This is a genomic window from Chroococcidiopsis sp., assembly GCF_051657925.1.
In the GTDB taxonomy this organism is placed as follows: domain Bacteria; phylum Cyanobacteriota; class Cyanobacteriia; order Cyanobacteriales; family Chroococcidiopsidaceae; genus Chroococcidiopsis.
Map to the genome: position 1 here is coordinate 1 of NZ_JBOFLP010000110.1, position 13132 is coordinate 13132.

Annotated in this window: 5 protein-coding genes and 2 pseudogenes; 4 read left to right on the forward strand and 3 right to left on the reverse strand. The window is 45.5% G+C overall.

The window, feature by feature from the left end:
• Window positions 1–914 precede the first annotated feature (914 nt).
• The 4 genes and pseudogenes from ACRC32_RS08170 to cysK form a co-directional block, all read left to right on the forward strand.
• Window positions 915–1019: pseudogene (locus ACRC32_RS08170) on the forward strand (peroxidase); the annotation flags it as partial.
• Between the two features lie 163 nt (window positions 1020–1182).
• Window positions 1183–2511 (forward strand): annotated as a pseudogene (locus tag ACRC32_RS08175) (IS701 family transposase).
• 113 nt (window positions 2512–2624) lie between these two features.
• Window positions 2625–3353, forward strand: a complete 729-nt coding sequence (locus ACRC32_RS08180; RefSeq protein WP_438553497.1) for an MBL fold metallo-hydrolase — start codon at window positions 2625–2627, stop codon at window positions 3351–3353.
• Between the two features lie 77 nt (window positions 3354–3430).
• Complete coding sequence (gene cysK / locus ACRC32_RS08185; RefSeq protein WP_438553498.1) at window positions 3431–4414, forward strand: cysteine synthase A; 984 nt, start codon at window positions 3431–3433, stop codon at window positions 4412–4414.
• Window positions 4415–4565: 151 nt separating this feature from the next.
• On the opposite strand, the gene ACRC32_RS08190 is transcribed toward cysK, so the two are convergent.
• The 3 genes from ACRC32_RS08190 to ACRC32_RS08200 all read right to left on the reverse strand — a co-directional run bounded on the left by ACRC32_RS08190 (window position 4566) and on the right by ACRC32_RS08200 (window position 12866).
• Window positions 4566–7304, reverse strand: coding sequence for a CHAT domain-containing protein (locus ACRC32_RS08190; RefSeq protein ID WP_438553499.1), 2739 nt, complete (start codon window positions 7302–7304; stop codon window positions 4566–4568).
• 67 nt (window positions 7305–7371) lie between these two features.
• Window positions 7372–10260, reverse strand: a complete 2889-nt coding sequence (locus ACRC32_RS08195) for a two-partner secretion domain-containing protein (protein ID WP_438553500.1) — start codon at window positions 10258–10260, stop codon at window positions 7372–7374.
• A 101-nt stretch (window positions 10261–10361) separates the two neighbouring features.
• Entirely contained in the window at window positions 10362–12866 is a 2505-nt protein-coding gene (locus tag ACRC32_RS08200) for a two-partner secretion domain-containing protein (protein WP_438553501.1), read from the reverse strand.
• Window positions 12867–13132 lie beyond the last annotated feature (266 nt).

Sequence of the window (13132 nt, forward strand, 5' to 3'; positions counted from 1 at the left end):
AGGAATAAATATTGGCCCAAAAGGCAGTAGCGAGCGCAATGTAGCAGCGATACTTCTATGTTCGAGAATATTGACAATATTCAAGGCGTATAGTTGTCGGTCGAGAGTGGCGATCGCGATCGCATGTCCCAAGCCATGAGTTAAGATTGCACTATTCCAGACTAACCTGAGTAGCATTGCGATCGATAGGAATAGCACAAAAGCCCGAGAAAGATCGAGATTGTCTATACTAATAATTGCAACGACTGTAGCAGCCCCAACTTCGGGGAAAATATTTTTTCAGTATAACGATTGAATTAAAAGCCATTGAGTAGACTTCATAAAAACCACCCTGCGATCGGAGTATAAAAATGCAATTTCAATGACTAAAATGATGATAAAACAAAAGGAGATTCAATCTCTTTTTCATGATTAACTTTTTAAGGCTCAAATCTTGTACTTATTATTAACTGCAGCTCAAAATATTTGTAAAGAAAGGAGAGACACCTATCTCTAGATAGAAATGCTTAGCTGAAATTCTATCAATGCTTTCAGACTGGAATTTTGACTAAAAACCTTTGGGGGGCGACAATGAAGCTAAAGTGTTTACTATATAAGCGCCATAGTTCTCAAATCTTGCTGATAAAATGTTTGTTTATTTAAGGTAACGCAAACGATACAGAGCGTTTGTTAATAAAAAGTATTTGCGACACAACCGCTTATCTACAACTGTAATCCGAAAGGCGAGTAGAAGTTTTTAGCTTTTCCACTTTATCATTTTTCCGTTTTTGCGACACAACCATTCCGCTTCTCTGCTCGTTAAGCTTAAGCTGGTTAGAGGCTTAATTTGCTTCAACTTGCTAGAAAGGATTTGAGAATGAATCGTTCTCAAATTTTCTTAGAACGAGACCTTCAGTGAATCAAATTATACTTTTATCGTTCCTTCGATCGAAGATCGTAATGAGTGAAAGCAGGAGTTTCCCAAAGGCTATAAAGAGGTCAAGCCTTATCTACGGATGTCTCCTCAACCGAATAAGTAACTTGGTTCACCTCTAAAACGCTAGCGTATCTGAGCAGAAACAGCTCTTGGGATGGGGATAAATAGCTGTATTTAGCTGTACTGCTACCTCCACCTCAATCCCTCTTTTGTTACTATACTGGAGAGAAAAACAAAAGAAACTGGCTGAATTGTAGGTAGAGAGTATGGTTGAGCCGCGTGAGCCACGAGCAACAGTGGCATTTGTGGATGAGTATTGCCAAACATATCAAAACCTGTTCGGGGATGTGAGAAATTATGAATACTTTAAGTTCCTGCATATAGGAATGATGAGTGAACTGCCACGGAAATCTTTACCGCAGATTGCCAGAATAGTAGTAGGTTTGAAGGATGGGCAAGGATTGCATCATTTGTTGCGGGATGCAGTCTGGGATGTCAAAGCATTTTGAGAAATCCGATTGTGGTTAACTAAAGTCACAATTGGAGAGCAACCAATAACAGTATGTATTGATGAAACAGGAGATGAGAAAAAAGGGTCATGTACTGATTATGTAGCCAAACAATATATTGGAAACTTAGGGAAAACTGCCAATGGTAAAGTTTTCAGTTCATGATAGCCGCAGTCGTTGATAATATTACCCATCCATTGCTGTTTAAAGTTTTTAAACCACGGTCAACACTTCAAGAAAAAGATAAGTACAAAACTAAACCGCAACGCTTCGGTAGAAATTTTGCAAGAACTGCGAGATTTTGGTTTTAATATCTCTTTGGTATTGGTAGATAGATTGTATGGGGAAAGTGGAGATGTGATTGAGTTATTAGTAAAGCTAAAACTACAATTCATCGTGGCGATTCGCAGCAATCATGTCGTGTGGCTGTCGCCACAACAGAGAGTTCGCTATAACCGTTGGCAGGCTTACGAACAGAAGCTTTCTCACCGGAGTGCAGAGACTCGTTACATCCGAGAAATAATCTTTGGTAAGCGTCGCGAACTGCGCTATTTTGAAATTACCAAATCTAGTCCCAAACCAGACGCTTCAAATACTTGGTTTATCACGACTACTATCCCAAGTAAGATTCAACAAGTTCTCGGTCAACTTGACAGCTTAAGGAATTGGATTGAATATGGTTTTAAGCAGGTAAAAAATCAGTTAGGTTGGGCAGACTTCCGCCTGACAGATTATCACAGCATCGAGCGGTGGTGGGAAATAGTTTTTAGTACTTATCTCTTAGTCAGTCTACACGCTTCGCAGTTTAAATTATCAGAGGTAAATTCGGCAAAGAGTGGTAATTTGAACAGAGAAAATTCCCTGAATTTTGCGAAAACTACCAAGGAATTTAGTCAGCATCCCTGGGGGGAAGCAGGAACTAATTGGAAGAGTGCTCTGAACAACTTAAGGCTGATTATCCAGCTTTATATCTTCTGGTATTTAATCCAACCGTGGTTGAGAGTATTTTCAATTCCTAGAATTAAACGAGATTTCTTTAAGCTGATAGAAATTATGAATGGTTTTCGAGCTTTTCCTATTGAGTAGGCTATGGCAAGTTAAATCTCTCTTTGATTTTACTCTATCTATAGTAACAAAAGAGGGTCAATAGAACCGGCTTGAAGTCACAAGCATTAACTAGCACTTCAGGAGAATTACATATGTTTTTTCGGCAGTTGTTCGATGATGAATCCAAGACTTATACTTACTTAATTGCCAATCCGAACACAAAAGAAGCTGTGCTGGTCGATCCAGTTTTAGAACAAGTTGAGCGCGATCGCAATCTCCTTCAAGAGCTTGGCTTCAAGCTACGTTATTGTTTAGAAACCCACATCCACGCCGACCATATCACTGCAACTGCCAAACTACGAGAGCTGACAGGATGCCTGGGAGTATTGCCAGAAAAGGCTCAGGTAACGCGTGCTGACAAGTTTATTCGAGATGGAGAAAAGCTGCTAATTGGGAGCATCCTCATCCAAGCGATCGCCACCCCTGGTCATACTGATAGTCACATGGCTTACCAAGTTAATGACGTTAGCGAAGCGGCTCCAAAGGAGCTTCGCGTACTGACAGGAGATGCTCTGTTGATCCGAGGCTGTGGTCGCACTGATTTTCAAGGCGGTGATGCAGGAATTCTGTTCGATTCGGTAACGCAACGGCTATTTACGCTGCCAGAGGAAACGCTAGTGTACCCTGCCCATGACTACCGAGGATGTACAGTATCCACAATTGAGGAGGAAAAGCGGTGGAATCCTCGGTTCACCGGACGTGACCGCGCTAGGTTCATTAAAATAATGACCAACTTGGAGCTACCAGAGCCGCAAAAGATGATGGAAGCAATTCCTGCTAACGTGCATTGCGGCAACATAGCTTTCCCTGAAATATGGTAACTTCTTGTCCCCCACATTAAAGAAGCTGAAAACTGCCAATTCATCGTTCTTTTGACAACTAACAAATAATTCAAGCCATGCATATTGCAAAAGACATTACAGAATTAATCGGTCGTACTCCCCTAGTACAGCTGAACAACATCCCGCTAGCTGAGGGTTGTGTAGCGCAAATTGTGGTGAAACTAGAGAGCATGAACCCTTCTGCCTCAGTCAAAGATCGAATTGGTGTCAGCATGATAGATGCAGCAGAGCAAGAGGGATTGATTAGTCCACAGAAGACGACTTTAGTCGAACCCACTTCAGGAAATACGGGAATTGCCTTAGCAATGGCAGCAGCTGCTAAGGGATATCGGTTGATCTTGACGATGCCAGATACGATGAGCCACGAACGACGAGCCATGCTGCGAGCTTATGGAGCCAAACTCGAACTTACACCAGGCTTTGAAGGGATGAATGGTGCAATTAGGCGAGCGCAGGCAATAGTTAACACAATTCCCAATGCCTATATGCTGCAACAGTTTCGTAACCCAGCTAACGTGCAGGTTCATCGTGAGACAACAGCAGAAGAAATCTGGGCAGATACAGATGGGCAAGTAGATATAATGGTAGCTGGAATCGGTACTGGTGGAACGATTACTGGCGTAGCAGAGGTAATTAAAGCACGCAAACCAAGTTTTCAAGCGATCGCGGTTGAGCCTGCTAATAGTCCAATTTTATCGGGAGGACAACCAGGAGCGCACAAAATTCAGGGTATTGGTGCTGGATTTATTCCCCAAGTCCTGAAAGTTGAATTAATTGATGAAGTGATTGCTGTGACTGATGAGGAAGCGATCGCTTACGGTCGGCGATTGGCAAAAGAAGAAGGTCTACTCTCTGGGATCTCCTCTGGTGCGGCATTATGTGCGGCAATTCGTGTAGCCCAGCGATCTCAGAACAAAGGAAAATTAATTGTCACGATCCTGCCCAGCTTTGGCGAACGCTACCTGAGTACGCCGTTGTTTCAAGATTTAGAGCCACAAGAACCGATGATGTTGCAGAAATCGGCGCTGCTGAAAGGATGAGGATAAAGAGGGTGGTTTATTTTTAGTCAGTGACGAAGCAGCCTTTATCACAGGAGTAGCTTTGCCAATTGATGGTGGATATACAGCTCGTTAGCTCAATTCTCAAAAGCAGGGGCGGGTGCTACGGAAAGTCGCAATTGGGGTTAAGGAATTAAAGCCAATTGCCCACTAAAACGTAAGCTGCCCAGAAATAAGGACGTTTCCAGTCTTGCGTCTTATCGTTCCACAAAGCGAGTTGAGCTTTTTGAAGTGCTTCAGCCTTAGTCAAATTAGTATTGGCTAACTGGCGGTAAAATTCACTCATGAGGCGGGCAGTAGAGCGATCGTCTACTTGCCACAACGTTGCTAGCGTACTCCGCGCCCCCGCCCGTACAGCTATGCCTGCAAGTCCCAAAGTAGCGCGATTGTCTCCAGCAGCTGTTTCACAGGCACTCAGAACTAGTAATTCAATGGCGCTAGACCGACTCGTATCGCTAGTTCTGAGTAAATTATCTAGCTCATCGATCTTCAGAAGTCGATCCCAGGTCAGGATAAAAGTTTTCTCTAGGTTAGAACTAAACTGACCGTGAGTTGCCATGTGAACTACGGTGAAGGGATTGGAATTAATTTGGGTTTGAATATTTGCTTGAGTAAATTTTTGATTAAAAAGTTCTTCGCTTTTAGGCACTTGCGACTCGATCTGCTTTAATTCATACAACACGTTTGGCAGTCGAGGAAACTTAATGCCTGCAACTTCCCTAGGTTCACTCAATCCAGCAGTTAAGGCACTTAATCTTTGCCGTTGTAAGGGTGTGGGTTCGAGTAATTGAAGACCTGGAGTTAAGGCGATCGCATACTTTTCAATTAGATATTTTTGTTGTTTGTCGTCGTAGAGAACCCCCATCGGCACATTCCGCAAGCTGCCATCTAGGACAAATACGAGTTTTGTCACCTGCATTTTTTCTAGCTCAACCTCAAGCGGTTGAATCAACCAGCTATACAACTGCTGGGATAATTTTTGTACGTCTATAGTGCGATCGGGTTCTTTGAGGTATTGCCGCAGTAATTCTAGAGTTTTTTCTACTTCAACTTGGGATTTTTTTGTCGTGTAGCGGCGCAGATTTTTTTGCGTCGGCAACTTGAGAATGACTTCTAGGCGATCGGGTAAAATAATCGGATAGATTACTGCTGCGGTGCGATCGCCCTTGTCAACAATTGAATCGAGTAATTCTGGCTTGGCATCTAAACAAGCAGAGCGAAAAAAATTCTCTAGTTCTGCTAATTGCAGAGATTCAATTGTCGTCCGAGCAGAGGCGAGATTTTCCAAGTTGCGATCGGAGCCAGCTTCAGAACGCAACAGCAAATCGACTAGCTGACGATAGACGGGTTCGACTTCATCTCGGAAGGAAAATTGAATATCGGGATTTACAGCCACCAAATCGTTACGCAGAGATCTCAGGTTGTCAACTGCTTGGGTGTAAGCAGCGATCGCTCCCTGGATATTTCCTCGCTCTTTGTGTAAGCGTCCTAACTGCCACTGCCACAAATAGGCAATATCTGTAGCGTCGATTGTCTGTGCTGCAAATAAAGCTTGCTGGGTGAGATTTTCCGCTTCGTTCCACTGTTTGGTTTGTTCGTATAGTTCGCCCAGATTACCCAGAGCATAACTAATTGCTCGCCGATCTTCTAAAGCTTTTGCTTGTTGGACTGATGTAGCTAGCAACTGAGCAATGTCTTGCCATGAAGCCGCGATCGCATTGTCATGTTGTTTTAGCCGTGTCAGACTTTTGGCAAAGTTAATTCTAGCGTCAACTACTGTCCGGCTGGGGGGTAAGTTAACAATAGAAGCTTGGATTTGGGGATATAGTTTCTCAGCAGCATTCCATTGCCGATCTTCTAATAATAGACTTAGTTGATTCAACTGCGCCTGAATGCGCGTATTTGGTGCAACAGATGCACTATCCGCTTGTTGGTAGAACTTGAGAGCGGTTTGAGTCTGTTGTTGGGCGCGGGCTGTATTACCCAGGCTTAACAGAGTATCGCCCACTTGAGTCTGTGGCGTTCCTGAAGCGTCTGTGCCCATTTGCTGAGTTATTGCTAAACTTTGCTCCAAGACTTGGCGAGAGGTGTTAAAATTGCCGACAACTCGCAAGACATTGCCGAGGCTACGTAGTCCTGTAGCCTTGAGAGCGGAGTCTGGCTGCTTTCGCAAAGTTTGCTCTATCTCATCTAGTGTCTTTTGAGCCTGTCGGTAATGCCCCAAAGCTTGCAGGGCTTGGGCTTGATTAATTCGGTTACGAGTTAACCCAGCATTATCTCCTATTTTGGCGTAGATCTCAGATGCTTGTTGCCAAGTAGTTAAGGCGGCTTCAGATTGTCCTTGTGCTAATTGCAAGCGACCTCGAACGTCTAGAGCTTGGGCAAGAACTGCTAGATTTTGGATTGAATTTGCTTCTCTGCTCTCTTGCTCCCCTGCTCCCCTGCCCTTCTCAACGGAATATCCTAATAAATCGAGACTAGACGCGATCGCGCTTTGAGCCTGCGTCCATTGTCCTAATTGCTGATAGGTTAAGGAAAGATTGCTCAAAGCCATAGCTTGTTCCAGTTCGTTCCCATTCGCTTTAAAGGCATCTGTAGCCTGTTGCAAAACCTTAACTGCTTGGGCAAACTGTCCCGCATCGTAGAAGGATTTGCCCTGTTGTACTAGGTTCGGCGTTTGGGCGATCGCTTTTTGTCCGCTTGGGACAGCAGAGTAAACAGCGGTAGTTTTGGTAAAAACCAAAGATAAGGCTATACATAAAAATGCCGAGAGCAGCACCAGTAGCAACTGGATGAGCCAACCTTTACTTAAGCGATTCGCCTTCCACAAGGGTAGTAATGTATGAAAAAATACGCGCCGTTTTCTTGTCATGTTCCTGCGTTGAAGCGACGGATACTAAAAGAATTCCACAGTTAATTTGAATGGTAAAGCGATCGCGCTACTTCTTCTCAGGAGTTGAGGGCTTGCACCCCGCAGAAGACTGCCTAGAGTTATGGGGTTGTGCGGGGACGTTAGAGGCGGTAAGAATGACTTCGCCCTGGCGATCGATGACCCACCCAGTTGCTTCTACAATCGGTGTTGGTAATGGTGCAGTGGAATTGGTGGTTGGAGTTGGACTAGATTGATTTTCTGTTGTGGGTTCAAGTGCAACCCAATCAACCGAAATTGCATCGCTACTGAGTACTTGAGTGGGATTGGGCGGTAAGCCACCGCGACCAGTAACAATAAATTCGCTCTGTGCTTGAGTATTACTAGGAGTACAGGTTTGTGCTACTTGGGTGTCAACTAGTACCGATGGCAAGTTAACTAAGCCACTGTTGGGATCGATTTCGGGTACGTCAAGTTCCACACTACCGCTCAACTGGGGATTGCCTCCAGTCGCAGTAATATCGCTGGTGCGATCGTCTGGCGCTGCTCTAAACTGCGTGCCAAAGATTCCAGAAGCATCGATTCGCACGTTTCCACCACGAAAGTTAGCGGAATTGGCACTGATGTCGCTATTTTCCGCAGCAATCAGGAAATCGGTGTCGATGTTAATGTTGCCGCCGATGACATTTTCTCCCGTGGCGTTGGTAAAGATGTTGCTATTGCGACTGATGAACAAATCTTTGGAGTTAATATTAATTGTCGCTTGCTCTCCATTCGGGTCAACTTTAGCACTTTGTGTATTGGCGCTGAGTGAGGCATAGTTGTTTAAACGGATAGAGCGAGCATTTAATGTCATGTTGCCTGCAGTTCCTGTTCCGAGACTTTGCACGCTTACTCCTGCCCCATCTCGCACTAGCAAAGTATTGGTTTTGATTGTCAAATCACCCGCATTCCCTGTTGAGTTTGGCTGTGTAGAAGCAGCCAAGGCACTGGTAAAGTGACCATCAGCGCTTGTACCAATCAGTTGCACATCTTGGGCATCAATGCTCAAATTTCCCCCTTTGCCCGCACCGTAAGTACCAGTAAATACCACAGCTCCATCTCGCGCTAGCAAAGTATTAGTTTTGAGCGTTAAATCACCCGCATTCCCTGTTGAGTTTGGCTGTGTAGAAGCAGCCAAGGCACTGGGAGTTTGACCATCAGCGCTTATACCAATCAGTTGCACATCTTGGGCATCAACGCTCAAATTTCCCCCTTTGCCCGCACTGAAACTACCAGTAAATACCGTAGCCCCATCTCGCGCTAGCAAGGTATTAGTTTTGAGCGTTAAATCACCCGCGTCTCCTGTTGAGTTTGGCTGTGCAGAAGCATTCAAGCTACTGGTAAAGTGACCATCAGCGCTTGTACCAATCAGTTGCACATTTTGGGCATCAACGCTCAAATTTCCCCCTTTGCCCGCACCGTAAGTACCAGTAAATACCGAAGCCCCATCTCGCGCTAGCAAAGTATTGGTTTTGAGCGTTAAATCACCCGCATCCCCTGTTGAGTTTGGCTGTGCATCAGCAGCCAAGCCACTAGGAAAGAGACTATTAGCGTTTTTACCAATCAGTTGCACATCTTGGACATCAATGCTCAAATTTCCCCCTTTGCCCGCACCGTAAGTACCAGTAAATACCACAGCTCCATCTCGCGCTAGCAAGGTATTAGTTTTGAGCGTTAAATCACCCGCGTCTCCTGTTGAGTTTGGCTGTGCGGAAGTATACAAGCTACTAGAAAACTCACCATCGGCACTTGTACCAATCAGTTGCACGTTAGTAGCATCAACGGTTAAACTTCCGCCCTTGCCCGCACCAAATGTACCAGCACCTACCTGTGCCCCACCCTGAAGCCGCAAGGTACTAGCACCGATCCTGACATCGCCTCCTTGTCCTCTTGCTTCTGGTGCCACCTGATTGGCAATGAGACCGCCATTATTTAGATTAATTGCTCCAGTGGCATTAACCTCAATATTTCCCGCTTGACTGTTATCAGAACCCAGCCCGTTCGCTATTCCTGCATACAGGAAACTATTTCCTCCTGTCATCTCTAGATTCCGAACATTAACCGCGATACTACCACCATTACCAGCAGTTACATTTACTTGAGCGCCATTGCTCAGAAAAACGTCACTTCTTTCTACACTGTTGGGAAAACTTAAACTCAGATTATTCCCCTCTCCATTCAACCCAACCGTTCCCGCAATTGCTAATCCACCTAACTCTACCCGCCCACCAAAAGCATACAATCCTCCACTATTCATACTGATGTCGCCGCCCACCAACAGCAAACTCTTGCCGTCTGGAACGCGCAAACCTCTTGCTGTAAAATCGGAAGATGGATTTAAACCAGAATCTGCAACTGAGTTATTTTGAATAGCTGCGGCACGCATTTGATTAAATAGTAAAGCCGAAGGATTGACCGTCAGTAATCCAGGGTTGATGGGATTTGTGGCACTGAACTCACCTCGTTCTCCAAATCCAACTGCATCTGCTGTGGTGGCGACAAACGATTCCCCTACATCCAAACGGGCATTTGCGCCAAAGATAATCCCATTGGGATTGAGCAAAAATAAGTTAGCATTGCCCGCTACGCCCAGCGTTCCGAGAATATTGGATGGGTTAGCTCCCGTGACTCTTGTTAAAATATTTTCAACGCCAGCCGAATTATTAAAAATAGCGGCTCGTCCTTCATCTACATTGAATTCTTCAAAACTATGGAACAGGTTAGCGCCTCTGGTCGCACCGCCATTTATCGCATCTACCTCTCCTGACGATGTGACTCTAGAATTTTCCCCACCCATCGTATTATCGGGCGTAATCTGGGCGATCGCACTGTCACAATAGCAGGCTAGTGCTACGGCGATCGCCCCTAAACTTACTCTTGCTAATTTCTCACTCCATTTGGCACAGATTGCTCTCATCAAATCAACATACCTATTTAAAAAAAACAGCAGTTGTGACAACTAAAAGAATTTCACAGTTAATCAGAATAGTATTGCGATCGCGCTACTTCCTTGACAAATTAGGAGGGATTGCATACAGCAGAAGACTGCCAGGAATTCTGGGGCGGTGCGGGGACGTTAGAGGCGGTAAGAATGACTTCGCCCTGGCGATCGAATTCCCACCCTTGTGCTTCTATAATTGGTGCTGGTGGTGTAGTGGAATTGGTAGCTGGAGTTGGACTAGATTGGTTTTCTGTTGTCGGTTGAAGTGCGACCCAATCGATCGAAATTGCATCGCTACTGAGTACTTGGGTGGGATTGGGGGGTAAGCCGCCGCGACCAGTAACGATAAATTCACTTTGATTCTGAGCGCTACTAGGAGTACAAGTCTGTGCTATTTGGGTGTCAACTGGAACTGATGGCAAGTTAACTAAGCCACTGTTGGGGTCGATTTCGGGTACGTCAAGTTCCACATTCCCGCTCAACTGGGGACTGCCTCCAGTTGCAGTAATATCGCTGGTGCGATCGTCTGCCCGATCTCGAAACTGCGTGCCGAAGATTCCAGTCGCATCGATCGTGACATTACCACCACGAGCATTCACCGAATTGGCTCTGATGTCACTGTTTTCATTGGGGATGGTAATGAGGAAGGGCGTATTAATTCTGATATTGCCACCATTACCCGTACCACCCGCCGATGTGGTGATTTGTCCTCCACGGCGCAACACTAGCAAATCCCGTACTTGTAGGTTGAGATTACCCCCTTGTCCAGATAGAGTTGCCGCAGAAATTACCCCGCCAGTGTCTACAAAAATCGAGTTGGCATTCAGCCGTAATGTTCCGGCATCACCGATTCCATTATGGCTGACACCAACAAATGCACCATCGGTCACGCTCAATCTCGGTGTGTTGATTGTCGCGTCTCCTGAAAATCCAGTCGGCACTGGGGGCGACAGAATCACCTGTCGGATGATTTCACTCGCTCGATCGGCAACTGAGCCAATGTAACTGGGAGGAAAAGATCCCAAGCGTGGACCGCTGACCTCTACAGACTCTCTGGCATTGATCGTGAGACTGCCTCCATTACCCATACCAGTAGTTCCAGAAGTGATTAACGCTCCATCCTGCACGAGCAACTTTGAAGTGTTAATTGTCAATTTTCCCGCATTTCCTTGGTTATTAGCTGCCGCATTTAAAGCAGATCCGGTAAATGGTGCTCTTCCGCGCAGTTCTACAGAGCGATTGGCATTCACAGTCACATCTCCTCCCCTGCCAGTTCCAAGACTGACAGATACCAAATATCCTCCATCCAGTGCAGTGAATTTTCCGGTTGAGACTGTGACATCTCCGGCATCGCCGGAACTACCGAAAACTCTACTTCCCACGCCGGAGCCTACAAAAGGACTAATAGATGAAAACCCGATGACTTGCATCGAATCAGAGGCGTTTATAACTACATTGCCAGCTCTGCCGGAGCTGAAAGTACTAGTACCTAGAAATGCCCCATCTTGGATTGTCAACTGCCGAGAGAAAATCGCGATATCTGCTCCACTCATTGCTCCCAAATTTTCGCTTTTGATACCACCTGAAATCCTATAGTCTGTGCCAGGTGAACTCAATTTCACATTAGAGGCAGCATTCACGTTTATCCTTCCCCCACCTCGCTCTTGGTTTTGAATTAACAGCAGCGAGCCATCAGCAAGCAGTACATTGTTGCCCCGTACTTGAATCGAACCATCACTAGCATCTGCTAACGCCCGTTGTGATAAACGAATATCTCCCCAGCGCTGTACGTTTTGATAGCCCAGCGCCAAGCCTTCGGGAACCCGATTGAGGCTCACTTGTCCATCAGCGACACTGCCTAACTCAATCCGTCCTTGTGTCGCTGTGAGAGTAGCGCCTTGAATGTCTACATCGCCCCCAACCAATGCGAGAGTTTGCCCAGGTGATACCTGCAAACCGATTGAGTCACTTCCCTTGATGGTGGGTGAGAAAATATCTGAAAACGATAGATTGTATCCATTCCCTTGCACGGCGATCGCGCCTGGATTCTGCCCCATCTGCAAGCCCATCGGTACACTAATTGTCAGCAAAGGTGTTGTTGTGGGAGCAGTCGCACTAAAAGATGTGCCATCGGCAAAATTGATGCTACTAGCCGTACTCCCCACAAACGATCCCCTTACGTCCAGTCTGGCATTAGGTCCGAAAATAATCCCATTAGGATTGAGCAAAAATAGGTTAGCATTGCCCGCTACACCTAGCGTTCCGAGAATATTGGATGGGTTAGCCCCCGTGACTCTTGTTAAAATATTTGCGATACCAGCCGGATTATTAAAAATAGCAGCTCGTCCATCCTCTACATTGAATTCTTGAAAGCTGTGAAACAGGTTAGTGCCTCTAGTAGCGCCGCCATCGATCGCATCTACCTTTCCTGAGGATGTGACTCTAGAATTTTCCCCACCCATCGTGTTATCGGGCGTAATCTGGGCGCTGGCACTGTCTACCCAGCAAGCTAGTGCTACTCCTGTTGCTAGAAAACTTACTCTTCCTAATTTCTCACTCCATTTGATATAGATTGCACTCATCAAGTCAACTTACCTATTTGAAAAAACAGTAGTTATGCGAACTAAAGCCAGCTTTTCGTAACATTTCTTTAGATAAATGACTTTGTAAAGCGACTCTATTTCTCTCTAGCCTTCACCGCAAAAGTGCCACTACACAAAGCTTTTGTCGCCATCGTCGAACTCGCGGACAAATTTTTTTGTCTAAGATTTAAGTTTGGCATAAAATCGCCGAAAAAAACGAGAGAAGTAATATATAAGCTTGCTAAAAGTTGCCAATGAATCAAACC

What these genes read in the sequence shown, in the direction of transcription:
- cysK (WP_438553498.1), top strand. Translation starts at nt 3,431, where the DNA reads ATGCATATTGCAAAAGACATTACAGAATTAATCGGTCGTACTCCCCTA.
- ACRC32_RS08180 (WP_438553497.1), top strand. Translation starts at nt 2,625, where the DNA reads ATGTTTTTTCGGCAGTTGTTCGATGATGAATCCAAGACTTATACTTAC.
- ACRC32_RS08190 (WP_438553499.1), bottom strand. Translation starts at nt 7,304, where the DNA reads ATGACAAGAAAACGGCGCGTATTTTTTCATACATTACTACCCTTGTGG.
- ACRC32_RS08195 (WP_438553500.1), bottom strand. Translation starts at nt 10,260, where the DNA reads ATGAGAGCAATCTGTGCCAAATGGAGTGAGAAATTAGCAAGAGTAAGT.
- ACRC32_RS08200 (WP_438553501.1), bottom strand. Translation starts at nt 12,866, where the DNA reads ATGAGTGCAATCTATATCAAATGGAGTGAGAAATTAGGAAGAGTAAGT.